The organism is Bdellovibrio sp. BIS2 (genome assembly GCF_055398295.1).
Window position 1 is genome coordinate 563,573 of sequence record NZ_AP035879.1, and the last position, 25,039, is coordinate 588,611.

24 protein-coding genes are annotated in these 25,039 nt (G+C 50.0%); 20 read left to right on the forward strand and 4 right to left on the reverse strand.

Annotated elements, in window-relative coordinates:
- Positions 1 to 42: 42 nt before the first annotated feature.
- Entirely contained in the window at positions 43 to 681 is a 639-nt protein-coding gene (locus ACZ520_RS02765; RefSeq protein WP_088566278.1) for a transposase, read from the reverse strand.
- 439 nt (positions 682 to 1,120) lie between these two features.
- Between ACZ520_RS02765 and ACZ520_RS02770 the strand changes: the two genes are divergently transcribed.
- Both ACZ520_RS02770 and ACZ520_RS02775 read left to right on the forward strand, forming a co-directional pair.
- Positions 1,121 to 1,954: a flagellin N-terminal helical domain-containing protein gene (locus tag ACZ520_RS02770; protein ID WP_088566276.1), complete on the forward strand. Its 834-nt coding sequence runs from the start codon at positions 1,121 to 1,123 to the stop codon at positions 1,952 to 1,954.
- A 328-nt stretch (positions 1,955 to 2,282) separates the two neighbouring features.
- Positions 2,283 to 4,430: a zinc-dependent metalloprotease gene (locus ACZ520_RS02775; RefSeq protein WP_464127432.1), complete on the forward strand. Its 2,148-nt coding sequence runs from the start codon at positions 2,283 to 2,285 to the stop codon at positions 4,428 to 4,430.
- Here ACZ520_RS02775 and ACZ520_RS02780 read toward each other — a convergent pair.
- Entirely contained in the window at positions 4,420 to 6,768 is a 2,349-nt protein-coding gene (locus tag ACZ520_RS02780; RefSeq protein WP_464127434.1) for a phosphoenolpyruvate carboxylase, read from the reverse strand. The two genes, ACZ520_RS02775 and ACZ520_RS02780, sit on opposite strands and share 11 nt — an antisense overlap.
- A 153-nt stretch (positions 6,769 to 6,921) precedes the next feature.
- Between ACZ520_RS02780 and ACZ520_RS02785 the strand changes: the two genes are divergently transcribed.
- The 15 genes from ACZ520_RS02785 (at position 6,922) to ACZ520_RS02855 (ending at position 20,963) form a co-directional block, all read left to right on the forward strand.
- Complete coding sequence (locus ACZ520_RS02785) at positions 6,922 to 7,296, forward strand: flagellar protein FlaG (protein WP_464127436.1); 375 nt, start codon at positions 6,922 to 6,924, stop codon at positions 7,294 to 7,296.
- 196 nt (positions 7,297 to 7,492) lie between these two features.
- Complete coding sequence (gene fliD, locus ACZ520_RS02790) at positions 7,493 to 8,833, forward strand: flagellar filament capping protein FliD (RefSeq protein ID WP_464127438.1); 1,341 nt, start codon at positions 7,493 to 7,495, stop codon at positions 8,831 to 8,833.
- 36 nt (positions 8,834 to 8,869) lie between these two features.
- Entirely contained in the window at positions 8,870 to 9,280 is a 411-nt protein-coding gene (fliS, locus tag ACZ520_RS02795; RefSeq protein WP_011163179.1) for a flagellar export chaperone FliS, read from the forward strand.
- 23 nt (positions 9,281 to 9,303) lie between these two features.
- Positions 9,304 to 9,729: a hypothetical protein gene (locus tag ACZ520_RS02800; protein WP_088566272.1), complete on the forward strand. Its 426-nt coding sequence runs from the start codon at positions 9,304 to 9,306 to the stop codon at positions 9,727 to 9,729.
- Positions 9,730 to 9,875: 146 nt separating this feature from the next.
- Entirely contained in the window at positions 9,876 to 10,922 is a 1,047-nt protein-coding gene (locus tag ACZ520_RS02805; RefSeq protein WP_464127441.1) for a tetratricopeptide repeat protein, read from the forward strand.
- A 1-nt stretch (position 10,923) separates the two neighbouring features.
- Positions 10,924 to 11,535 carry a polyamine aminopropyltransferase gene (locus ACZ520_RS02810; RefSeq protein WP_088566270.1) on the forward strand — a complete coding sequence of 204 codons (612 nt, stop codon included), beginning with the start codon at positions 10,924 to 10,926 and terminating at the stop codon, positions 11,533 to 11,535.
- Complete coding sequence (locus ACZ520_RS02815; RefSeq protein ID WP_416479494.1) at positions 11,536 to 13,044, forward strand: glycosyltransferase family 9 protein; 1,509 nt, start codon at positions 11,536 to 11,538, stop codon at positions 13,042 to 13,044.
- 101 nt (positions 13,045 to 13,145) lie between these two features.
- Complete coding sequence (locus ACZ520_RS02820) at positions 13,146 to 14,555, forward strand: glycosyltransferase family 9 protein (RefSeq protein ID WP_464127443.1); 1,410 nt, start codon at positions 13,146 to 13,148, stop codon at positions 14,553 to 14,555.
- Positions 14,542 to 15,225, forward strand: a complete 684-nt coding sequence (locus ACZ520_RS02825) for a hypothetical protein (RefSeq protein ID WP_374034830.1) — start codon at positions 14,542 to 14,544, stop codon at positions 15,223 to 15,225. Before ACZ520_RS02820 ends, ACZ520_RS02825 begins: the two co-directional genes overlap by 14 nt.
- A gap of 34 nt (positions 15,226 to 15,259) precedes the next feature.
- Positions 15,260 to 17,182: an ATP-binding protein gene (locus tag ACZ520_RS02830; protein WP_464127446.1), complete on the forward strand. Its 1,923-nt coding sequence runs from the start codon at positions 15,260 to 15,262 to the stop codon at positions 17,180 to 17,182.
- On the forward strand, positions 17,179 to 17,526 hold the full coding sequence (locus ACZ520_RS02835; RefSeq protein ID WP_038451406.1) for a response regulator: 348 nt from the start codon (positions 17,179 to 17,181) through the stop codon (positions 17,524 to 17,526). Before ACZ520_RS02830 ends, ACZ520_RS02835 begins: the two co-directional genes overlap by 4 nt.
- 2 nt (positions 17,527 to 17,528) lie before the next feature.
- Positions 17,529 to 18,128, forward strand: coding sequence for a 16S rRNA (guanine(966)-N(2))-methyltransferase RsmD (gene rsmD, locus ACZ520_RS02840; protein WP_374032001.1), 600 nt, complete (start codon positions 17,529 to 17,531; stop codon positions 18,126 to 18,128).
- On the forward strand, positions 18,121 to 18,603 hold the full coding sequence (gene coaD, locus ACZ520_RS02845) for a pantetheine-phosphate adenylyltransferase (protein WP_088566265.1): 483 nt from the start codon (positions 18,121 to 18,123) through the stop codon (positions 18,601 to 18,603). Before rsmD ends, coaD begins: the two co-directional genes overlap by 8 nt.
- A gap of 10 nt (positions 18,604 to 18,613) precedes the next feature.
- Complete coding sequence (locus ACZ520_RS02850; protein ID WP_464127449.1) at positions 18,614 to 19,816, forward strand: pyridoxal phosphate-dependent aminotransferase; 1,203 nt, start codon at positions 18,614 to 18,616, stop codon at positions 19,814 to 19,816.
- 133 nt (positions 19,817 to 19,949) lie between these two features.
- A complete protein-coding gene (locus tag ACZ520_RS02855; RefSeq protein WP_464127451.1) occupies positions 19,950 to 20,963 on the forward strand; it encodes a hypothetical protein in 1,014 nt (337 codons plus the stop codon).
- A gap of 73 nt (positions 20,964 to 21,036) precedes the next feature.
- Here the strand turns inward: ACZ520_RS02855 and ACZ520_RS02860 are convergent, their stop codons facing one another.
- Complete coding sequence (locus ACZ520_RS02860; RefSeq protein ID WP_417867809.1) at positions 21,037 to 22,257, reverse strand: hypothetical protein; 1,221 nt, start codon at positions 22,255 to 22,257, stop codon at positions 21,037 to 21,039.
- A gap of 161 nt (positions 22,258 to 22,418) precedes the next feature.
- Between ACZ520_RS02860 and ACZ520_RS02865 the strand changes: the two genes are divergently transcribed.
- The 3 genes from ACZ520_RS02865 to ACZ520_RS02875 all read left to right on the forward strand — a co-directional run bounded on the left by ACZ520_RS02865 (position 22,419) and on the right by ACZ520_RS02875 (position 24,476).
- Positions 22,419 to 23,327, forward strand: coding sequence for a DUF2802 domain-containing protein (locus tag ACZ520_RS02865; protein WP_232468766.1), 909 nt, complete (start codon positions 22,419 to 22,421; stop codon positions 23,325 to 23,327).
- Complete coding sequence (locus ACZ520_RS02870) at positions 23,328 to 23,570, forward strand: hypothetical protein (protein WP_464127454.1); 243 nt, start codon at positions 23,328 to 23,330, stop codon at positions 23,568 to 23,570.
- 108 nt (positions 23,571 to 23,678) lie between these two features.
- The gene (locus ACZ520_RS02875; RefSeq protein WP_464127456.1) at positions 23,679 to 24,476 is read left to right on the forward strand and encodes a S1 family peptidase; all 798 of its coding nucleotides are present in this window, start codon (positions 23,679 to 23,681) and stop codon (positions 24,474 to 24,476) included.
- Between the two features lie 30 nt (positions 24,477 to 24,506).
- On the opposite strand, the gene ACZ520_RS02880 is transcribed toward ACZ520_RS02875, so the two are convergent.
- Positions 24,507 to 25,016 (reverse strand): hypothetical protein, encoded by a 510-nt coding sequence (locus ACZ520_RS02880; RefSeq protein ID WP_088566259.1) that lies wholly within the window; start codon positions 25,014 to 25,016, stop codon positions 24,507 to 24,509.
- Positions 25,017 to 25,039: the final 23 nt, after the last annotated feature.

The following is a 25,039-nucleotide window of genomic DNA, read 5'->3' on the forward strand; positions in this document are numbered from 1 at the left end:
GCCCCCAGGGATTTTTAGAAGGTGCCTGGTGATTTTTTACACCTACAGCGCGTCAACTTCTAAATGGGATGGACGACTTTTATAGGGGCTGATTTTAAAAACACTTCTTCTTAGACCTTTTTGAATCTTTTCCCAATCTTCGTGTCCGGGATCCGTATTTAGCCACTCCAAGGTGGCAAACCGTGAGCCCCAGGTTTCCCAGTGAGTGTCATCACATACGGGAACCTCCATCTTTTCCAATCCAAGAAGACTTCTTAGTGTCGAGTATCGATAGTCTTCGACTCTTTCGCAAAGCCCCGCCATGACCGGATTTCTATATAAGTATTTATAGGCATGTTGATAGTAGAGCTGGTTCGACAGCAGACTTCGGTGAAACCTTGATCCGTAGGTGACGTTGATTCGCTCGCTGAATGTCCGAAGGTCTCTTCCGGATTCCGACATGAAGAAGCGCATGGCTTCACTTAAATTGCCATTGGGTGCTGAAGCTATCAGATGGAAGTGGTTGCTCATCAAAACAAATGCATGAATTCGAATTCCAAATGCCAGATGTATGAAGTGCAGATGCGTGGTCATCACTCTCCAGACATTCTCTGGCTCGACAGAAAACCAGTCGCGATTAATGCATCTAGCAGTGATGTGATATGGCAATTCCGTATGACAAATGAATCTGTTTCTTCCCATACATAAGTAGTCATTCAAATGAAATTCCTAGATCAAAGCCTTTCAGACCTTCGTTTTAGATCCGGATTCTGACTTTTTGATGCGGTGTAGGTGTAAAAAGTCACCAGGCACCTTTCTTTTGGTCGGGGTAGACGTTTGTTGGGACTGGACCTTGGTATTGAAAAAGGCAGGGTTTTGGTCTGTTTTTCAGGATGTTAGTCCAGGTTTTACTGGATCATGGTCCAGAACTACAGGACCCGACTAAAGCCTTTCAAGACCTCGCCGAAAGGTATGTCAGAAGCAACGACGCAAACCAAGTCGAAGCTCTCGAGGAACCCGCAAGGAGTGATTGCCTTACGAAGATTCGCTTGAGAGAGCCAGACAAAAGTTTGAGTCAACAACGTGTACAACTTGGTCAGCCTAAGTAGGTATAAGGCGGCCGAATTAATGGAGGTCCCAAATGGGAATGAGAATTTCTACGAACGTATCCGCTATCAACGCACAGAGAACAATGGTGAACTCTCAGCGTGAAATCGGCAAATCAATGTCACAACTTGCATCCGGCTCCCGCATCAATAAAGCGGCGGACGATGCAGCAGGTTTGGCGATCAGTGAAAACTTGAAATCACAAATTCGCTCTCTGGGCCAGGCTTCCCGAAATGCGAACGATGGTATCTCCATGGTTCAAACTGCAGAGGGTGGTTTGTCTGAGATCTCCAACATCCTGACTCGTATGAGAGAACTGGGTGTACAGGCATCTTCTGACACTATCGGTGATACAGAGCGTGGCTTCCTTGATAAAGAGGTTCAGCAACTTAAATCTGAGGCACAACGTATCACTCAGACTACTAGATTCGGTACAACAAAACTTCTGGATGGTTCCGGCGACTCGTTCGACTTCCAGGTAGGTATCAACAATGACCCTGAAGCAGATAGAATCTCCTTCAACGCCGGTGAAACGAATGCAACAACGTCCTCTTTGGGAATTGATGGTTTCGACTTCTCTTCCAAAACGGGCGCACAAGACGCACTTGCAGCGATCGACACGGCTCAGTCTCAAGTGAATGGTTACCGCGCAAATCTCGGTGCCCTTCAGAACAGATTGCAGTCCACAGTTGACAACTTGGGTGTGCAACACGAGAACATCTCTTCTGCTAACTCTCGTATCCGCGATACAGACGTAGCAGCAGCAACTGCAGAGACGACTCGTAACCAGGTTCTTTTGCAGGCGAATACATCTGTGTTGTCTCAAGCCAACGCGATGCCAAACTCTGCACTAAGATTGATTGGTTAATATCAGAATTGTTTTATAAGGATTTGACCTGAGAGGATACCTCCGTTTCCTCTCGGTACCAACCTACCCAGGAAGACATGGGTCTTCCTGGGGTACTTAAGGGGTTGGGATTCCTCGCAACATAATTAGGATCATACGGTTGCCTCGGTTCTCGGGGTTTTTTGCGTTTCGCCTGTCAATCCAAGCAGTGGAGCAGTTCTTGCTTTGCTGTAGTTCCTGAAAGTTTAAGCCGCTTAAGTTGGATATGGTGTCCGGCTTGGCCCTTTTTTGGGTCCGCTGTCTCGTTTTTTGACGGCGGCAGACGGTTTAAAGCGATTTGGGAGTACGTATGCTGTCCTGGAGCCGTTCAACATTTGCCATGCTTCTTTGCTCGTCCATGCTGGTAGCCTGTAGTAAAGAGACAGAAAAAATCATCGTCAAAGACTCTCTGCCTCCCGGGAAAATCGAGGCGTCTGCCAAGGTCAGTAAAAATCATGTGACCTTTGAAAAGTCCTCTTTAGGAAAGCTGTTCATGCTGGTTCCGACGGTTATCGAGTCGTCCCGGTCCGCTGCGCCCAGTTTCTTCCGCCCTCAGTTGATTTCTTTTGAAAGAAACGGAGATCGCATTGCGATTTTCAATCAGACCGTCAAAGACGTCGTCGAGACTGTCACCGCTGACCAACTGATCCAGAGTTTTGCAATTGTCGATGAAACTGCCGACCAGGTGGTGTTCGACATGGGGCAGGGCTTCCTGTCCATGAATTTGCAGGAATCGATGGAAATCGTTCTGCCGTACACGTATTCCGACGTGATCGAACGTGGCGAACGCAAGCTGGAATCTCATCTGGATATCAAGGATTCTTACGTGAGTTCTTTGTCCCTGCGTAACAACTCGATCTTTATGAAGCAGGTGATCCGTGTTGTCGAAAAGTCCCGTGAAGCGGGCGAAGCAAACAAGGAAGCCGAAGAAAAGCTGAAACAGATCGGGATGAAAAAGCCTGAAAAGTTTGAAACCAGCAAAACTCTTTTCTTCGAGATCAAACCTTACGTGCAGAACGATGAGTTTAAGTCCAAGCCCATGGATGCGCAGAATCGTTTTGGGTTCTTCGTCAATAACACCTTCAAGAAGGGTGAAGACAACATGAAAACCCAGATCATCCGCTGGAACACCGACGAAAAAGCCGGTGACATCCGCGTATTGATCGACGCCAACGTTCCGAAAAAAATGGAGGCAGCAGTCAGAGAGGGCGTGACATACTGGAACCGCGTTCTGGGGCGTGACGTTCTGAAGATTGAAACCGGTTACAAGGATTCCGATCCGCAAACAGACCGGTCAATCGTGATTCGCTGGATTCACTGGGATAACGGGTTTGGTGCTTACGCCAATACCCAGGTGGATCCTCTGACGGGTGAGGCCTTCCGGGGCTTTGTTTATATGACGTCCTCTTTCACCAAAAAAGAAGACATGACCGGCGGTGGACAGAACGATCTGTTCTCGTTCAAACATGGCGATCTGTGCGGGATGAGAGTCGATATGAATCAGCCGGATCAGGAAGATAATGTGCGTGCGGTGATAGCCCATGAAATGGGTCACGTTCTGGGGCTTCGCCATAACTTCGCAGGCAGTTCTTCCGTCGAGCACACGGACGAAGAGATCAAGGAAACGCTGGAGCAGCGAGCGAAGGGAAATCTTGTTGTTGAAAAGGCTGTTGTTACCACTGTGATGGACTATACGGACAATGCCGCGTCCTTGGCTTCCGGAGCCTTCATCAAAGACAAGATCATGCCTTATGACCAAAAAGCCATCGACTGGGCTTATAAGGGCATCGAGTCCGTGAAAAGCAAAGGCATGTATTGTTCGGACGAACATATTCTGGAAGCGGGAACTGGCGGAAGAACTATCGTTGGTTGTGATCGTCAGGACAAGTACCGCAATGTCTTCTTTGCAGAGCGCGAAAAGATTCTCAGCAGTGCGAAGGACAGTTTGAATGGCACCATTTCTTCTTTGGAGTACATGAAGAAGGCCGGGTACAAGATCGAGCACAAAGCCTATGTTCAGGTTACCTTCAATCCGTCATTGGAGATTGCAGAACTCCTTTATAAAAGCGACAAGAAAAATCCTCTTTTGACAATTGCCGATGTGGTGGAGGACTACATTACTCCGTACATGCGTTGGGGCTACAATGGGAAAGACTTTAACAGTGGCAGTACGACCGGGGATGCTGAGATCAGCGAGCAGTTGAAAGAAGTGGGCGGATTGACGGCTTATCTGAAGAGCTTAAGCCCGACGGTGAATGATCCTGAATTCTTCCAGAATCTTGCCAAGGAAGCCCTGGCGGCGGGCAAGTTCGACAAGATCGGTTTGACCCCTGAAGAGCTTGTCGTGGTTAAAGAAGGTCTGTTGGAAAATTCGGCGAAACTTGACGCCGAAGCCACAGACCTTGCCATGAAAGCCATCGACGTTAACAAGCTTCGCGACACCATCACTAACCGGTAGTCAGCATCCCGCTGGCAACACCGGTGACCGTTTCCCGCAGCAGCTTGATGTCTTTGGTTTCAAGGGCGACAAGCTGCAGGACATTCAAAGGATGAATCAGCGGTGAGCGCAGACCGATGCTGGTTTCAAGCCACGGGCGGTACCATAAAAGACTTTTCTCCCGGGTGATTTCCCGGATGCACTTGGAAGCTTCCGCATACTCTTTGCGGAAGCTTTTTTCGTATTTAGAGACCGTATCTTTGCTTAAGCGTGAAGAGCGCAAGTACATAAAGAACACGTCCATCTCGATTTTTTCCAAGGTAAAGCCCACGGCCTTAATGTAGCTGCGGAACATCGCGGATTCTTTAAGGGCTTTGCGATACCGGCTTTTCTCTGAAGCCGTGAGACTTTTCCAATGACTTCCCAAGCCCCACCACGTCGGGAACAGGGCGCGGGTTTGGGTCCAGCACAAAACCCACGGAATGGCGCGCAAGCTCTTGAGTTGTACGGGTCCTTGCCGTTTGGAGGGACGTGAACCCATGCGCAGGTCCTTCATGAAAGAATAGGGCGTTGCTTTTTCTATCAACTCCAGAAAGTCCGGCTGTTGCAAAATCTGCTGATAGCTTTGCTGAACAGAGTCCGACAGCCTCTGCAGGGCCTTGCGGTTGACGGCCGAGGTACGCGTGGCCGGCGCCTGCTTGCGGGCATCGCGATTTTGAGTCAGCAAATTAAGTTGTCGCTGCAAAATGGCCGGGGAATTGTAACTGCGATAGATCATTTCCCCTTGAACCGTCATCTTCACATTCTTCAGAGCCGAGAGCGGCCACCACTCCGTCTGCTCTTGAATCGAACCGCCACCGCGTTCGATGCTGCCGCCGGATCCGTGGAAGAAGATCGGGATCAGTCCGTGCTTTTCAATGACGGACTCAAGCCCCTGCATGGCCGACTGGATCAGGAAGCGTGACGGGAAAGAGCCGTTTTCCTTGGCTGAATCCGAATACCCGAGCATCACCTCCAACTGAGACGACCAGTGTTTTTTGATTAGTGCTTTGTTCTTTTTCACGGAAAGAAATGCGCTGATGATGTCCGTACCATTTTTTAATGAATGCGAACTTTCAAACAAGGGCACCACTGGCAGTCGGGGACCCTTTAACAGACGTGAGCTCAGCCGGATGCCCGCCTCGATGTCCCTGGCCGATTCACACTGACTTAAGATAAAGCCACGCACATAGTTTCGCGGGCTGTGTTCGGGGCTTAGGTTTGCCAGGGTTTTTAGCATGCGGCTGATGTTCATTCGGGATTTTGAATCGGCCAAAGCTTCGTGCACCAGGCTGCTGTCCTCGCGAATTTCAAGCGGCACCACCAGGCCCGGGAAGATTTTCAGCAAATAGCGGATGCGATTCAGAGTCGGGGACTCCGCTCCAAAAATGCGCTGCTGTTCCATCGCAAGGTCATGGACTGATTTGCTTAAGGCGTGAACCCGCGTGGCATCGCCGGAGGAAATACGACGGGTTCTTGTCAGGTTCCTTTTTACAGCCACAGCATGTCTTTGCAGTTTTCGAATGTCATTTTTTTGCTGCAACCCAGATCGGGACAACGGAGCCAGGTCCGCAAGATAGGCGGCGAATTGTGTTTTCACCCAGTTGTGCAGGCGGGTCCTGGACATGCCAAGACTTCCCAGCATGGTCTTTTCGTTCACGCCAGGGTGTCCGTCCTTGTCGCCACCCACCCAGGTGCGGATGTAAAAGGGAATCCGGGCATGGCGTTGTTGCAGATAGATTTCGATAATGTCGTCTTGCAGGATCAGTGAATAAATGTACTCGGCCTCGTCCATGACCGAAGGTTTTCGCTGCTTGGACATGGGAAGCTGCCAGGCCATACGAAGCAGCGCATGCAGTTCTGGCGTCTGATCATGTCTTTCCGCGGTCAGGCGCTGCAGAAGCAACTGATGAATTTTGCGGAAGTAGAAAATGATGTCGCTGTTGCGGGATTCTGTTGGATGGGCCGTCAGGACGTGGATGATACGTCCATAGGCGTGGGTTTCTTCACTGAGCGGCGCGGTCTTTTCCTCCAGCAGACGATGAGTGCGATAGGCGGACTCGCAGGCGTTGATCAGTTCCAGCATCAGGGCAAAGGAATGTGCAATTTCAAAGCGCTGCGGGGGCGAAAGAATTTCCATGTCGCTCTTTAGCTTTAACAAGCTCGCAAGCTGCCCTCCGGATTTGGATTTCACAAAGCGACGGATGTTTTCAATTCGTTGAAATTGCTGGGCGCCCAGTTCTGCTTTGATAACGTGTCCGAGTTCCGTCACGGCCCAGTTCACAAGTGAGGTTAATTCCTTTGCCAGAGCTTTTTTCATGCTTGCTCCTATCCGTTGGAATAGTTTAGGACCCTTTCCTTCGTCGAGGGAAGTCGTATATTGGGACGACTTCTGTCTGGTTATGATGCGGTGTAGGTGTAAAAAGTCACCAGGCACCTTTTGGGGAGGGGGGAATGTGCCGATAAGTTGGGCATGAATATCAAGGGACTGATTTCCAACATTATACCGAACAATGAAGTTCGCCATGTTGATTCGATCGGAAAGACGATTCAGTCCGATTCGACACACGATCGTGATGCTAACGGGCAAGAGCAGTATCAGAATCAGCAACAACAGCACGAGCCGATGACGGAAGAGCAGCTTGAAAAAGCCATGGATCATCTGCGCAGTCTGCCTGCAATGAAAGAACACAAGTGGACTGTGGAGCTTGAAGATGAAGGCGATGGACGCTTTGTTGTTGTGAAAGACAATCTGGGCACGATCATCCGTCGAATTCCTGAATTGGAATTATGGACTTTGCCGTCGGATAACTCTCCTCGAGGACAGCTACTTAAGCGTTCGGCTTAAGTTTTAATTTCAAAAGAGCATAAGATTCCCGGCAGGAGGTCCAGCAAATCAGGACCCTGTCAAAATCCCTGTGGGTTTATTTTCATTAGAGACCTGAAAGCCTCTCCACTGGCCTTTCCTAGAGACATTTAATTGACTCACGGTCACTGAATCATTTTGACACAATGAATTCATGGCAGGGATTCGTATAACCGGCATGGCCTCTGGGCTACCACCAAATATCGTTGAGCAGCTGATGGATGCTGAGCGGATTCCCGTGAAACAAATGGAAGCTGGTCGCGCCAAGCAAGAGGACAAACTCAAGCTTGTGCAGGATCTGGAATCAAAGGTGAATGATATCACCAAGAATCTGGGTGAACTGACTTCTTCCAGCGGTTTTGTCGACAAAAAGTTTCTAAGTGGCGATCCCAATGTAGTGGAAGGCCAAGTCGACCCGCAAATGGCCATTCCGGGTGAATACTCTGTGGAAGTGGTGCAGTTGGCGCAAAAGCCTGCGGCCATGTCCAACGGCTTCCCGGACAAGGATCAGACTCAGATCGGTGTTGGTTACATCAAATTCCAAACCCCCGAGGGGACGAAAGAGGTGTACATCAACGGGTCCAACTCCACCCTGGAAGGCGTGATGAAACAGATCAACGCTGCCAACGTGGGATTGAAAGCCCAGGTGCTGGAAGATCGCAAGGATCAGGAAAACCCGTTCAAACTTTTGGTGTCGGGTCTTTCCACCGGTAACGACAGTCAGGTGACCTTCCCGAAGATCTATCTTCTGGACGGGGATCAGGACATGTACTTCGAAGAGTCGCGCAAGGCGCAGAACGCGAAGGTCAAAGTCGATGGCTTTGAGATTGAACTTCCCGACAACAAATCCACGGATTTGGTGCCGGGCGTGACATTGGATTTTAAATCGGCTGCGCCGGGACGCGAGATTCGTCTTTCCGTGAAAGAAAATCTCGAGGTCATCAGCGGCAAGATTAAAAGCTTTGTGGATGCTTACAATGGCGCTTTGGATTTCATCCAGAAGCAGAGCAAGCTGCAGGCCGGTAACGGCAAGAATCCGTCCCTGGGCCCATTGGGCGGTGACGGCATGCTGCGTTCGATTGAAAACAGTCTGCGCCGTGTGATTTTGAATCCGCAGATGGGTGTGGAATCACCAATTCGCCGTGTGGGTGAGCTGGGGATTGAGTTCAACAGAAACGGTACTTTGAACTTCTCGCAAGACAAGTTCAACAAGGTGCTGCAGGCCAACCCACAGGGTGTGGCGGCGTTCCTGCGCGGTGACGGGTTTAACACCGGCTTTGTGGCCACCGTCAAGCGTGAGATCGGGAATCTGGTGAACGGGCAGTTCGGCACCATCTCCAACCGTAAGCGTGGTCTGGAGGATCGTATCAAGCAGGTGAACAACCGAATTGAAACGAAAGAACGCCAGTTGGAAAGAAAAGAAGACAGTCTGCGACGCAAATTCGCGGATCTGGAACAGAAGATGTCGGACCTCAATGCGCAGCAGGCACGCTTCGCAGCGATGGCACCCAAGGCATAAGAACGTTGAATAAGTGAAGGATGGAGTGAGGGGTCTATGAATAAAAATGCATATCAGAAGTACAAAACGACTTCGGTACAAAGCGCCAGCCGCGAAAAAATCCTGCTGATGCTGTACGAAGGTGCCATTAAATTCACGAAGCTGGCGATCAAGGCCGCTGAGGAAAAGAAGATCGCGGACCGCGGTATGAATATCGGGCGCGCCTTCGATATCATTATGGAACTTAACAACACTCTGGATCACAAAGTCGGTGGCGATGTCGCGAACCAGCTTGAACAGCTTTATATGTTCATGATGGAGCAATACACCAAAGCCAATATCACAGGCAGTCCTGAGCCATTGAAGGAAAACTTGAAACTTCTGAACACGCTGTATGATGGCTGGGTTCAGGCCGTGGAAAAGTTGAAGCAGGAAACCAATAATTCACCAGACAAAAAAGCGGGCTAAGAATGAGTCACTGTGGAGGGGACATGACCAGAATTATCACCTTGTTGAACGAAAAGAATCATTACCTCGAAAAGTTCTATGCACTGAATGAAGTGGAACTGGCAAACTTCGCCCAAGGGCAGTTTGACAATCTGGAGTACTTCTATCAGACCCGCGACCGCATTCTGGATGTCCTGAAATACGTGGATGCCCAGATTGAAAAGGCTCACTCCGAAATCGGGGCTGAAAGTGTGATCGCCGAAAACGAACGCCGCGAGGTGAAAGAGGCTTTGTCCATCAAGGATGAATATGTTGCCCGCATTATCGAGCAGGATATTCAGGTGTTGGCTTGCATTGAAATGGCCAAGAACTCCATTATCCGTGAACTGCAGGAGGTTCGCCGCAACCGCAAGGCTGTGGGTGGTTACAAGACCAAGACCTTCAATCAGCGTCTGGATGAAGAGGTCTAGGAAAAATTTTCCTGACAAAAACATGACGGCGAGTTTGGCCAAAGAGTCAAACAACTGGCTGAACTTGCCTCAGATTCAATTAAATCACAAACGACCCATTGGCATCTGTGTTGCTCCATCAAGTCTTCGCGAGGAGAGCACAACAGATGTTGGAAAATCAGATCGTTCAAAAGTCCAGTGAAATTTCCGGTGACCATTCAGGTCCTGAGTTCGTTCAGGAAGCCACTAAAATTTATTTTGATCCGCAACAGGCTATTGCCGATTTCGACGCGGATGTGCCGGAAGTCAAAGAAGAAAGAATCACGGACCCTCGTGTAGCCAACTTCATCCGTCATGCCCAAGTGTTGATGAAACATCGCGAATACCCTTTGGCGATGAATCTGTTGCGCGAAGCCAGCAATAAAGATTCCAAGAACCCAGCAACGTTGAACATGCTCGCAAACTGCCTGGACAAGATGTCCCGCAGCTCCGAGGCTTTGATCGTCAGAAAGACTCTGGCACAAGTGGACTATGGCTTTGAAAGCCTGCACGGTTATGCCACGTCTTTATATAAGTCCGGTCGCGATCAGGAAGCTTTGGACAAGTACTTTGAAGCTTTGGCGGTTCTGACGGATGAAACCGACACTTTGTTTGAGACCTACAAAAACATGGGTAACATTTTCGTGCGTCAGGGCGACTTCGACGGAGCGGAAGAATACTATAATAAAGCCTACACCATGAACCCGCAGTCCGATGTGCTGCTGGTGAATTTTGGTACTTTGGAAGTTCAGCGCGGTGACTATGACAAGTCCCTTTATTGCTTCCGTAAAGCCGTTGAAATCAATCCGGAGAATGACAAAGCCTGGGTTGGTCTTGCCATGGTACACAGTCAGTTCGGTGATATGGAGCTGGCCTGGGCCAATATTGAAACGGCAATCGATATCAATCCACAAAATCGTACAGCCGTTCATCTGGCGGCAAACTGGGGTTTGCGTGATGGTAAGTTACAAAAAGCCATCGAAGCTCTTCAGGGTTATCTTGCAAGTGTGGAAGAAGACGAAGACATGTCCCTGGTTTTGATCAACCTGCTGTGCAGTGCCGGTCAGGTGGATCAGGCGATGCTGGAAATTGAACGTGTTCTTCTTTGGAATCCAGATCACGCGGAAGTCAGAAGTCTTAAAAAGAAAATCATTGCATCACAGAAGGTTGCTTAAAATGCCTATGATCACATTCTCTGAAAATCACGAATCATCTTTGGTTGCTTTTGAAGAGGGTCAGGCCCTGGCTTCGTTGCGCGATCCGCGCGGTGAAGGTTTGAAGTGGGCTTATTCCCTGGGAGTTCTGCCGGCTGAGCATGTTGTGGTCGTGGGCCTTGGTGCCGGATTTCATGTGGCGGCTCTGGCGGATGTGGATCCTGATGTGCGTATCACGGTGATTGAATCCCGCGAATCCCTGATTCCGGTGTTCCGCTCCCAGTTCCCGGATCTTGAGGACCGCGTCGAGATTCGTGTGGTGCAAACCGCTCAGGATCTGTTCAAGTCGGAACTTTTCCAGGAAGTGCTGAATCATCGCTCTTTCGTTCTTTCCTTCCACGAATGCTGGGGCGCGCAGGCTCAGTTCTTTACTGAATGTTTTGCGCACCTGACCGGTCGTTCGGTGGAATCCGTTCGCTATCATTTCGAAGAGTTCGGGATCAATATGAAGGCCCTTTACCTGAAACCAAATCAGTTGTTGTCCATTAATGACGTGATTCCGGTGATTGAGGCCTCTGCAATGCCTGAAACTAATAAACAAATTTTCCGCGTGCTCGGTGAATTGGTGAAATAAATGAAGATTCTGGTTGTCTCTCTTCTGAGGCTTGGTGACATCATCCAGCAGGAACCCTTGCTGCGCGGATTACGGGAAAAACATCCCACCGCCGAGATTCATCTGCTGATGAACCGTCAGTTTGCAAATGTCGAACGCATTCTTCACGGTGTAGTGGATAAGTACATCCATTTTGACCGGGAAACTTTGCAGCGTGGCCTGGGCGAGAGCGGCTTCAACATTCTTTATTCCTATTCCCTGCTGGAGGAACTGGTGCAGTCGCTGAATGGCGAGCGCTATGATCTGGCTTATAATTTTACGCATAATAAACTCAGTGCTTATCTGTTGGGGGCGTTGGAGATTCCCGAAAAGCGCGGTCTGCATCAGCAAGATGGCCGCTTCCGTGGCATGGACAACCGCTGGATTAAGTACTTTAACGATCGCTTTTCAGGGACTCAAAAGTCTTTGTTCCATTATGTGGAGCTTTTGGGGAATTCCTTTGATCTTCCGGTTCGCCCTCAGGCGGCAGGGGTTCGCAAGAAAAGCAAATCCATTCTGTTCCAGTGCCTGACCAGTCAGACTGCGAAGAACTGGGGTCTGGATAATTTCGTTCAACTGAAGCGAACCATTGAAATGGCCCTTGTTGATTACAAGGTTCAGATCCTGGGGGCTCCGTTTGAACGTGAGACTTTGTTAACGGCATTTTCTGAACGAGACCTTTTGATCTGTGATCTTTCCGAGGCTCGCAAGCATCTGCAAGACTGTGCTTTGCTGGTCACGGGCGACACGAGTATCAAGCATCTGGCGGCCCAGATGGGGGTTCCATTGGTGGAACTGGTTTTGGGCACCAGCGATGCGGTGAAAACCGGTGCATTTTCTGAAAACGCACGAATCCTGACTGAAGACATCACAGTGGAACGGGTGTTTGGTGAAGTCTGGGATGAACTCAGTGGTGAATCCAAAAACATTGAAAACACCGCAGGCTCTTTGGAGCGGGCGACTTGGAAGCTTTATCTGGACAAAGCCTCTCGCGATGCAGAGCCGGCCTATGTCGCGGCTCTGAAGCAGCTTTTGGATTCTCATCCGGAAAAGAACCTGGTGCAGGCTTTGGCCGGTTATCAGGAAAAGACGCAAATTTATCTGGCGTGGCAAAAACGCATTATCGCAGCCCTGCCTTCGCGGGAAGTTCTGGCCAGCCGCAAGGCGGTTTCAGCCTCGGATGTGGCGGAACTGATATTAGTGGCTCAGGATATTATTAAAAGTAAAAAAGATGAGGCCGGTTACTTCCAGGGGTTCGTGGAATCCCTGTTGGCCCGCTATTCTCAGGCGACTCAGATTCTGGATCGCGTGCAGGCGGACCTGGAAGATCAAGCTGAGCTTCTGGCAATTCGTGAAACATTGACTCGTCATTTGCAATCTCTCTCCATGGAAGGAGCGTACTATGCAAAAGGAATTGGACAACTATCTATCAGTGGCTTTGAAGAGACTGGAAAAAGCCTACAGCGAGATCTTGAAGACGCAAAGTTATAGCAAGGAAGCTGAAAAAGTTCAGTTGTTGAAAGAACTCGTCAAGGAACAAATTAAAAATGAAAATACTCATCCTGCAACTCGCTAGGCTCGGCGATATTTATATGACCTGGCCTGTTTTGCAGGGCCTGCGTCGTACTTATCCCACGGCAGAGATTCATATTCTGACTCGTCCGCGCTTTGAAAGCGCCCTTGAAGGGTTGCAGGCGGTGGATCGTCATTGGTCCCTGCCTTCAAGTCACATTCTGACGCCACTGATTCAGGCCGAGCCGGATCTGGAAGCGTCCCTTCAGCACATGGATGAATTCGTGACGACTTTGAAGTCCGAACAATTCGACCGCATCATCAATTTCACATTCTCACCATTTTCCAGCTATCTGACCCACGCGTTGTCTGACGCGAACACCGTGGTGAACGGGTACACCCGTAATGCCGACGGCAGTTTGTGTTTTGCTGATGACGTCAGCGCTTACTTCTATGCCCAGGTGGGACTTGATAAGCCCAACCGTGTGCATGTGGCTGACATACTGGCTTCGATGGTGGATGTGCAGTACACGGAAGAGGACTGGAGCATATCGACTTATCAGGAAACGTCTGTGACTTTGCCAGAACGCTATCTGGTTTTGCATGTCGGTGCCAGTGATCCTCAAAAAGCTTTGACCCCGGACACGTGGGTGCGTGCTTTGAAGGTCACTTCGCTCAGATATGCGCATCTTCCGGTGGTGCTGATTGGTTCCGCTGCCGAAGCTCCACTGGCGCTGCAGATTGAATCTCAGGTGCCGGATATGACTTTTGTGAATCTGGCGGGGCGTACGCAGGTTTCAGAACTGCCGGCGATCATCAAAAAAGCCGAAGTGCTGGTGGGTTGCGACAGTGCGCCTATTCATATTGCCTCTTTGACGGACACACCGACTTTAAATGTCAGTGTGGGGCTGGTGAATTTCTGGGAGACCGGTCCGAAGGCAAGTCTGTCCTTTATCTATCGCCGCGAAAGTGAAGCCGAAGTGGTGGGCGAGGACCTGGGCTCGGTGCTGGGGGATCTTTTGGATGGTCAGGTCCGCGAAGGACTGATCGTCAGAACTGGTGGCCTTGTGAGCTATGCTCGCGAAGAGGCACCCGCTGAAAGCTTCCAGTGGCAGTTGGTGGAAGCCCTTTATATGGGCGGCAATTTCCCGATCGCCGACCGCATGGAGATCCTGCAGGGGGCGATGAAGCTGAATGATATCAATACTTTTGCTATGGAGCAGTTGGCGTTGATTCCTGAGTTGGGGGTGGCCAAGGTGGCTCCTTTCCTGGACAGCGCCGAAGAAGTTATCAACAACATTAGCCGAATGGTTCCGGAATTGAGTCCTCTAGTAAGCTGGTATCACGCGGAAAGAATCCGCATTGCTCCCGGCTCGCTCGAGGAAATCCGTACCGCAACATTGAATGTGCATGAGCGATTCAAACGCTACCTTCATGTATACATTCCGCATGAGGCACTCAAGGAAGAGGCAGGCAATGGAGCGGTTTAAAGTCAGCGGAGACGATCTTCGCAATTTCTATAATGAGAATATTCCCTTAGCGCGTGTGTTCAGCGATATCGAATCGGACTTGCGCCATACCAACCAGGTTGTTTGCCGCTACATCGTCAACGGTCTGGAAGTGGCTGAAGCCGATGAGGCGCGTTTTTCAACGGTGACCTTGGAACAGATTGAAACCTTGGAGTATCTGACTGAAAACAGCCGCGATCTGACGGGCATTGTATTGCGCGGCTGGATTGAGGCGATGCCGGAATTGATTCAGCAGACGGAAAACCTGGCCAAGCGCATGCGCGCTCAAGGGTTGAGCGGTCTTTTAAAATCCATTCACGATCTGGTTCACAATTGCGAGTTCCTGATCGACAGTGCCATGACGATCAAAGAAACCATGGGTGATCAGTTCTTTGGCGCCTCGCCACTGGACTGGGGTAAAACCGAAGCTGAGAGTAAAAGAACAGTTCTTGAGGCTTTGCGCGCTCTGGAAAATAAGGATTTTGTTCTTTTAGCGGATGTCCTGGAGTATGATTTAAACAATGTTCTTCAGATGTGGCTGGACCACCTGAAGGTGTTGGAGAAATCACTTAATGGCGAATACACAGGAAATCAGTTCGATTCCGAACAAGCTCGATCCCATTCTATGGGTCGGAAACGTATCGCCAATTAGACTTCCGCATTTTTTCCCGTTCCAAAAACGGGAAGTGGAGATCATTTTCAGGGCCTCGACCGCAGAGGCCCTTTCGCTTTTGCAGAATCAGCGCTTTTCCTCGATCTTAGTCCAGGAAGCCGGCAATGCCGAGTCGCTGGAGTTCTTGTACCAAGCCCGCCTGTTGCAGCCGATGGCTCCGCGTATTTTGATCGCAGAAGAGCTTAACGAACAGGAAGTCCGCGAAGGCATCAACAAGGCCCAGGTGTACCGTTTCATGCGCTGGCCGTTGACGGAGCATGAAATCTGGGAACAACTGGAAAACGCTTTGCAAAAGCACGCGATGTTTCTGTCCCGTTCTTTGCTGCTGAAAGAATCCTCGCACCAGAATAAACAGCTTGAAGCCCTGACCCATTCCCTGGAGGGCATGGTCGAAGAGCGCACCCAGTACATTGAAATGTCCCACCACGAGGAAAGCGAAAAGCTGACCCGGGAACGTCAGTTGATTCGTTTCATCAAGGATCTGGCGACGCAGACCTCGTTTGAAGACATCCTGGCGATTCTGCGCAAGGAACTGCGCAAGTTCCATAAGATGGGGGATCCGATTCTGGCCTTCCGCTTGGGCGGATCCAAAACCTTCTTTTTAAGTTTTCAATCCGGGCATTTCACTCAGACCGAATCCTCAAGTTATTTTGAATTTCCCAAGACCGCTCAGGTGCCCAGTGCTGAGCTGATTCGCTCGTTTGCCAATCACTTTGGCCGTCCGTTTGTTAAAGCCTATGTTGTGCCTTTTGAACTGCGCATGACCAGTCACCTGACCAGCGGTGAAGGCGAAGCAATCCTGTGCATTGAAAATTCTTTGAACGACAAAGAAATGGGTCCCTTCATGGATTTCATGAACGACCGGGTTCGTCCGCTAAGTATGGCCTTGGACCGTGTTCTTTTGGAAAACCAGCTTTCCATTTTCTCTTATCGCTGGGAGAAAACCTTCGATGGCATGCGCGATCCTATCGCGATTGTGGACATCGATTACAATGTGGTTCGCGCCAATCGCAAATTCAGCGATCGTTTCATGCACCACAAATGTTACGAAAGTTTTGCCCATCGCAAGGCTGCTTGTGAAGGCTGCCCGGTGCCGCAGGCTTTGAAAGAAGGCGCTCCGGCCGCAGGGCAGATCCAAGTGGATGGGCGTATTTATCAGGTGCACAGCTATCCGGTGCTTTTGGATCAGGGCAGTCGGCCCACGAATATTGTGAACCAGTATGTGGATATCACGCAGTCCCGCGAACTTTACCTGCGCATGTTGCAAAGTGAAAAAATGGGAGCCATTGGTTTACTGGCCGGAAATATCGCCCATGAGCTGAACAATCCTCTGACGGGGCTTCGATCGTTGTCCCAGGTGCTGCTGCAGGAAGCCGAAGAGGGCAGCAATTTGCATTCTGATCTGGTCGAGATTGAAAAGGCCACGGCCAGGTCTCAGCGCATTATTAAAAACCTGCTCGATTTTTCGAAAGGGGAAGACCAGCCATCTGAATATATCAGTGTGGACGAGGTCGTTGAGCGCACTTTGCCGATGTTGAAGTCGGCGTTGCGCACCCACCGCCTGGAGGTGGATTTACAAACTTTGGGCTCCACGGTTTATGTGGAGCCGCATTTGCTGCAGCAGGTGGTCTTTAATCTGATTAACAATGCCTGTCAGGCCATGAAAGATCCGGGCCGCTTGAGCTTGCGCACCAGTTTGGTGAATGGCTCCGTCGTGCTGGAGATTGAGGACACCGGACCGGGCATTCCTGAAGAGATCCGTCGACGCATCTTTGAACCCTTCTTTACGACAAAAAAAGAGGGACTTGGTACGGGTCTTGGGTTAAGTATGTCTAAGTCAGTCATTGAAAAATTCGGAGGCACCATCGAATTCCGAAACGTGGATCCCCACGGGACTTGTTTCACGATCGTGCTTCCGCAAAGGAATGCGCCTTGAAGATTTTAATTGTTGATGATGAAGCTCTGGTCCGCCGCTCTTTGAGCCGTGCCTTGAAAGGCAAGGGTCATGACGTGCTGGAGGCCGGTGACGGCAATGAAGGCCTGCAACTGTGGCAGACTTCAAATCCGGATCTGGTGTTTTTGGATGTGCTGATGCCGGGTCGTACCGGTCCTGAAGTTTTGAAGGAAATGCGCGATCAATCCAAAGCCAAGGTGATTTTGATGTCGGCTTTCGCCGGTGAACACAACATGGAAACCGCTCAGCAGATGGGTGCGAATCTTTTTGTGCCGAAGCCTTTTGAAGATATTTTTGCCGTTGTAAAAATGGCAGAGGATTTGTAGTCATGAGAATTATTGCGGGGAAATATCGTGGACACCAGTTGGTGGCATTTGATGCCGACCACATCCGCCCCACAACGGACCGGGTGAAAGAAACCCTGTTCAATAAATTGCAATTTGATATCGAGGGCGCCCGTGTGGTGGATTTGTTCTGCGGCACCGGCAATCTGGGTATTGAGGCTTTGTCCCGCGGGGCGGAGTTCTGCACCTTCGTTGAAAAGAACCCCAAGTCCCTGGTCATCACGCGCAAGAATTTTGAAAAGCTGCGTGTGCCGGCTTCGGATTACAAGATCGTCAATATGGACGTGATCGCTTATTTGAAATCCTATGAGGGCGAACCGTTCAATATTATCTTTGCCGATCCTCCGTTCACAGAAAAGATGGCCCACTTCGTGATGGAAGCCGCCAGCACCAGTGCAGCGTTTGGCAAAACGACCCTGCTGGCGATTGAATCCCAGGCCAAAGAACGCATGGAAGACCGTTACGGCTCTGTGGTTCGTTACAGCAAAAAAGAATATGGCGATAAAATCCTAAGTCTGTTCTGCCACGAAAGTGCTTTGGAGCAGGATGAAGAACCGGCACCCGAAGAGGAACACCATGAGTAAAATTGCCGTTTACCCAGGAAGCTTTGACCCCATCACAATGGGGCATGTGGATATCATCAACCGTATTTCCCCTTTGTATGACGAAGTCATCGTTTTGGTTGCACAATCTTCACAGAAGCAAAGCATGTTTTCTGTTGAAGAACGAAAGACTTTGATCGAAAAAGCCTTGTCCCATCTGAAAAACGTCAAAGTCGATATCTTTGGCGGCCTGACGGTGGAGTACATGAAAAAAGCCAAAGCCCAGGTGATCGTACGGGGCTTGCGTGCGGTTTCGGATTTCGAGTACGAGATGACCATGGCGAACATGAATCGCAAGTTGGCGCCGGACTTTGAAACCCTTTTGGTCTTTGCCAGCCCCGAGTTCTATTATATTTCTTCGCGCGGGGTGAAAGAGGTTGCCATCAACGGTGGCGCCTTGAAAGGCCTGGTTCCGGACGTGGTGGTCGAAGCGATGGAGAAAAAAATCAGAAAGTAAGGAGCGAATCTTGATCCAGCTTTCCAAACGAGCGCAAAATCTGAAGCCTTCTCCAACTCTGTTTCTGGTGGCAAAGGCCAAAGAGCTGGCGGCCCAGGGGCACGATGTGATCTCCCTGACTGTTGGAGAGCCCGATTGGCCCACTTTCAAGGGGGCTTCCGACGCAGGTATTGAGGCTATTCAAAAAGGCATCACCAAATACACACCGGCCAACGGCACGGTGGAGCTTAGAAAATCCATTTCTGAAAAATTGAAATCCGAACTGGGGTTTGAATATTCCCCGAAAGAAATCACGGTGGCTTCCGGTGCGAAGTACATCATCTTTTCGGCGCTGCAGATGATCTGCTCGCCGGGGGATGAGGTGGTGATTGCGACGCCTTACTGGGTCAGTTATCCCGCGATGGTGGAGCTGGCGGACGGTGTGCCCCACATCGTTGAATGCGGAGAAATGGAAAACTTCAAGATCACGCCGGAAAAACTGGAAGCGGCGATCAACGCCAAAACCAAAGGCTTCCTGTTCTGTTCGCCAAGCAATCCCACAGGCTTGCAGTATTCTGCGGATGAACTAAAGGCCCTGGCTGAAGTTTTGCGCAAACATCCGCATGTGGTGATTATTTCTGACGACATTTATAACCGCCTGGTCTTTGATGGCAGTAAGGTGGCGCCGCACATTTTGACGGTGGCTCCGGATCTGAAGGATCGCACGGTGCTGGTGAATGGGGGCTCTAAGGCTTATTCCATGACCGGCTGGCGCATTGGCTGGGCTTCGGGTCCTGAGCGTCTGATCACGGCGATGGCGGACTATCAAAGTCAAAGCACGGGTTCTCCTTCTAGTATTTCCCAGCATGCCCTGCTGGCGGCGATCAAGACTTCAGAAGCGGACATCAAGGCTGTCGTGGATAAATTGGTGGCCCGCAAGAGTTCAGGTTTGAAAGAGCTTGAAACCGTGCCGGGTTTTAAAACCGCGGAACCGCAAGGGGCTTTCTATTTCTGGGTCGACATCCGTGCGCACCTGGGTAAGTCCTATCAAGACCGCGTGATCCGAACTTCAAAAGACTTCTGTGATGTGCTGCTGGAAAAATTTTTTGTGGCGACTGTGCCGGGGGCAGAATGCGGAACCGAAGGGTTCATGCGTTTAAGCTTTGCGGTTTCAGAAGAGACCATGAAGCGGGGAGTGGCCCGCATGAAGGATCTGGTCAGCCAGTTAGTTTAATCTCGAGGCCTTGGTTCCCAAGGCCTGCGGAACACTTCCCTGTTCAATTCAAAGTATCATTTGCCAATTTCTTAAAAAGAAATGAACCTTAGACATAAAACTTAAATTTGTTTGACTGATTTGAGGTTCAGGTATGGTTGGATTGTTAGCATCAATTCTTGCTTTTCTTTCTCAAGTTGCCTTTGCGTCAGAGTCCTCTCTGAGCGCGGCTGAAAGGAAAGTTATTGAAGAGAATATTCCGAGGCAATTTCTTTCGATGAGAGCCCACTCTTCTGGTAAAAATCTTACGCTTGAAAATGGGATTGGATATCAAGTGCAAACTTCCGAGCTTGCAGGGAAAGGCAAAGGAACATATCTCGTCGTACTGTATCAGGCAGTTCAGTCCGCAGCAGACAGATCTTGTGAATTGATGGCAATGAGATCTGACGGGTCCGTTGTTAGTGAGAAGACTCTAAGCCGATTCGACAGTCAAATGGGCAATTGTCATGAGTGGGAGTTGAAAGATCTTGATGGCGATGGCATTGACGAAGTTATTCTTAAAACCGCGAATCTGAGGTTGCAGGAGAATCCGCCAGATATATTCCGTTGGAATGGTCGAGGCTTTGTGGATATTACGCCAGTGGATTCAGACAAAAATACAATGCTGGGGAAGTTTCTTGTTACAGAAGCGCGAGTTGGAAAAAGTCTGTTAATGGTCGCGTACTCTGGGGATTTGAGTGCTGATCGATTTGATAGGTTGTATGTACTGAAGGATGGTAAGTTTGCCCAGATTGGCATTTATGACTGGTATCTCTTTAGGAAGAAAGAGGCTGCCGCACCAAAAGTCTTTTCTGACGTCTTCAATCTTCCTGCAGGCGACTACACAATCAATGTAGAAAGCCGATCAGCAGATCCAACAAAGGCCGTTCGTGTGGAATTTAAAGTTGGAGACAACGTTATAGTTAAGGCCTCAGACATGTGTTCCGGCCCGGCACCAAAAAGTTTTAAGCCACCAAACGACGGTGATGGCAATGAGGATAAGAACAAAGGTTGTATCGCCAGAAAGTCCACCTATACGGTTGTGAAGCTGACGGGTAAAGAGACCTTCAAAATGACCGTCTATGGGGCGACGGGATCCATGGTGGATGTTTCTTTGAAGAAAAAGTAGGAACTACGGTAAATCCAAAAAGAAAAGGCCTTGATCACTCAAGGCCTTTTTTATTTTCATTTACTATTGCCGGTTAAAACAGATTACGGAAGAAATTCATGATACGGCTGAAGAAGCCTTCTTCTTTCAGTGGGGTTACTTTGCCGCCCACAGAGCTTGGGCTGCGGCTGTCATCGGCACACTTGTAAGTGATGTCGATGGTGCGGCCTGCAGGAACCGCTGTGCTAAAGACGATGCTTTGACCTTCCACGCGGGACTCAACAGTCCCGATACTTGGTGTGATGGTCACATTCACCGTACCCACCGGAGTGCACTCCAAAGGCACAGAGCTTAAAGAGTCTTTGATCTTATCAATGAACAGATTCAAGTTCGTGGAATAGTCACTGTCACAGATACTGCCGATGCCACCACCAGTCAGTTGGGACAGTTCCGCGTACTTAAAGCCGTAATGGCTTTTCGCGCCGCCAGCGTCCTGGGACGCCTTACAGGAAGAATCACCCGGCTTTACGATGATGGAATTCACCGTAAAGCGACGGTCCGCTCCGAAGGTGGAACGAACATAATCGACAAAAACTTGAGGCTTGTCTTCGTTTTCAAGAGCTTTCAATTCACCCGCGTAAACCTGCTGTGAAGCATCGCCACCGATGCTGCGCTCGTCTTCGTCAGAGATAATGATATAGGCGATCCCGGCATCTGCTCGGTAGCAGCCGTTGTTTGGATTGTAGTGATAGTCACCGTTATAGACGTGGTGATAAGCGGCTTTGATCGCACGCTCGTCGTCAGAGTTTTTGTAACCGGCGCCGATATATTCAATAGTGTGGGCAAAGACCGCGTTCAAATCCACGTTGCTGGATTTTTTAAGCACCATGCCCAGGGAAGTGGAGGCCGTGGCGTTTTTCTGCCAGTAGATGGAAGCACCCCAAGCGGAATCCGTTGCCGTCACGGGAAGCGCACGGGTCACTGTCGCACACATCTGCCAGTCAATGTTAGAGCTTTGCAGTTTAGTGATGAAGGCTGAAAGTTTCGCCGCCAGTTTGCGGTTGTCCGGAAGCATGGAATTGGAGTCGTCGATCACCAGAATGATATCAAGCTTGTTGTCAGAGGCTTGAACCGTGCTGTTATAGTGAACATCGCGAAGGGTGGCGCCCGGAGTTGGAACCGGATCAGGAGTTTTGCCGTCCGTGCCGACGTCATCTTTGGAAGGGGCTGAAAATTTTACGGGTCCACAGGCACTCAGAGCCAACACCAGCAACACAGAGGCCCAACGCGCCCCTTGCCATTTTTTCAACGACATAATCCACACTCCCCTTTGTTGCATAATAACACACGGGTTTTTCTGTCCCAAAGCGAGTTAGGGTCTAGGTCCTGCTTTGATACATTTAGGACCTTGGTCTCATTGTGAGACGGACCTTGGCCAGTCTAAAATAAATAACAGAATAGCCGGGGAGGCCATGGGTGAGCTTTTGGGTCTTGCTTCAAGTACTTGTGAATTTGATTTTGTTGGCGGGCGTTGTGGGTATGTGGGTGCGCTTGAACCGACCTCCTAAAGACGATCCAAGACTGAGCAAAGGTTTGCAGTTGCTGCAATCCAAGATCGCCGTTTTGGAAGACCTTTCCGATCGCACGGAAACCCAAGTCAATCAGCTGACCGCGCTGCTGGAGCAAAAAGTAAAAGACATCCAGGCCAAGATTCAGGCCGCTGACAAACAAATCGGCAAGATCGAGCAGAACATGCAAAAGAGCATGGAAGTGGCCAAGATCTTCCAGGATCGTATTCCCCACACGGAAATCATTGAACGCCAGAATACCGTAAAATATGTGAAGGCTGCGCGCATGGCCCATCAGGGTTCCAGCGTGGATGAAATCGCCCGTGAAGTGGATCTGTCCCGCGGTGAAATTGAATTCATCGCCAAAGTGAATCGCGATCAGTTGATGTTCTGCGAAGACAGCCTGCCAGAATGGGCCAACGAAGAGATGGAGGAATCCACTCAATCCGACTTGAGCGACGTGGATAACATCAGCTTTATGACCCCGCTGCAAAGAGAAATCCCTATCGAAATCAGCACTGCTTTCGAAGTCCCGAAAGCCGATCAGGAAGCACTGAAAAAACTGGGTGATGCCTTTAAAGCCGCCTGCAATGAAGTGAAAGCTGAAGAAGAAGCTGCTCAGCAGACCGCAAACAACGTTTCTGCTTTGTTCAACGTAACCCAGAATATCGCGCAAACTTTCTTGAGCGAAAAGCCAACTCCGGCGGCGCCGACCGCGGCTCCGGTAGAAAAGAAAAGACCGGTCCTGCATATCGGTGAGCCAGAGATCCGTCCGGTTCAGTTCCGCCGCATTGATCTGGCGAAGGACTTGGACTAAATGGCATCCCGGACCTTTCTTAAATCTTTGGAGAAAGGCCAGATCCTGCGCGCCCAGGTGGAAGAGGTCACATCCCCCAGCGAAGTTCTGTGTAACTTTCAAGGGGAGCTGCTTCTTATCTTTAATCACACGGGCAGCAAATTTAAAAAGAACGACCCCATTTCCTTGCAGGTCCTCAGTATCAATCCCCTGAGATTTCAGGTGTTTTCGCCCTCCAGCCCCAAGTTTCAGCGGGTTGTGTAATTAGGTAAATCCGCCCTTTCAGACAAAAACCCCACAAAAGTGTCAACCAATACGCTGGAGTATCCAGTCCCTGTGTAATAAACCTCCGCCCATACAAACGGAGGCTTTATGAACAAAGCATTACTATTGGTTTCGTCCCTTTTCCTGATGGCTGCGTGTGCGCCACAGAATTCCCCAAATCTGACCGTGGCTGAAGACACAGCCATCGTAGGTGGTGACAAGGTTGAAGCTGCCAGCAGCATCGGTCGCAGCACCGTGGGCATCTATGAATCCAAAATCGGTTACATCTGTTCTGGAACTTTGATTGCAAAAAATCTGGTTCTGACAGCGGCTCACTGCGTGGATCCCAACGCCAAAGACCTGGCAATTTACTTTACTTCTGAAATGAAGAAAGCCAGCAAAGAACAAATCCGCCGCGTGACTGGGCAGGTTGTGCATGACGGTTACACGGGTGCGGTTCAAACCAAAGACACCAACGACATCGCGGTTCTGCGCTTTGAAGGCGAAGCTCCAGCGGGTTACACGGTGGCGCCAATCTTGTTTGAACAAGGTCACCTGAACAACGACGTTAAGACCATCGTTGCCGGTTATGGCTTGAACTGGACAATCGTGATGAGCAAAGGTGCGGGCACTCTGCGCACAACAAGACTTTCCATCGATGATATCAATTTTTCCAGAACCGAAGTGATGCTGGGTCAGTCCCTGCGCAAAGGTATCTGCAGTGGTGACTCCGGTGGCCCGGCTTACCTTGAAATCAACGGCCGTCTGCATGTGTGGGGCGTGGCAAGTCGTGGAGACTCTTTGCCAGGTCTGTTGACTCCGAAGTGCATGCTGTTCTCGGTATTCACTCGCGTGGATGCTCACCAGACATTCATTCAAGATGCTGTAGCGGAACTGTCCCGCTAGAAATGAAAAAGGCCCCTTCCGGGGCCTTTCTTATTTGGAGCTCTCTTTGATGAAGAGAGTCAGATAGTGGCGAACCATGTATTCCAGCTTTGCCGGCTGGTTCTGGTATGTCCAGATGACTTCGCCGAAGGCACCCCATTTGGCTTCGATGATGTGTTCGTCCATCACGTTGGTCGCCGTTTGAGTCGCTTCCGCGCCCGGAGTCGGGATGTAGTTGGTTCCGATAAAGTTAAAACGAATGCTGATCTGACCCGGAGCTTTCAAAGAGAAGATCATCTTGAAGCCGTTACGGAAAAGCATGAAGTCAGCGTGGGTCTTCGCGATACCGTAGATTTTGATACGGCCCAGAGCCGAAGGTTTCAGTTCGTTGAAGGATGTGGATGCATCCACGAACTCAGTTTTCATAGCCAGCAGGAACTGAATCGTCTCGTTGATCAGAATCTTTTCAGCATCAAAGCCGAAACTCATGTCCACAAGACCGGACTCTTCCATCTGTTGTTCAGCCTTCACAAGTTCTTTAATCCAGCTGATTTTTTCCATGAATCCCCCCAAAATGACAGCGC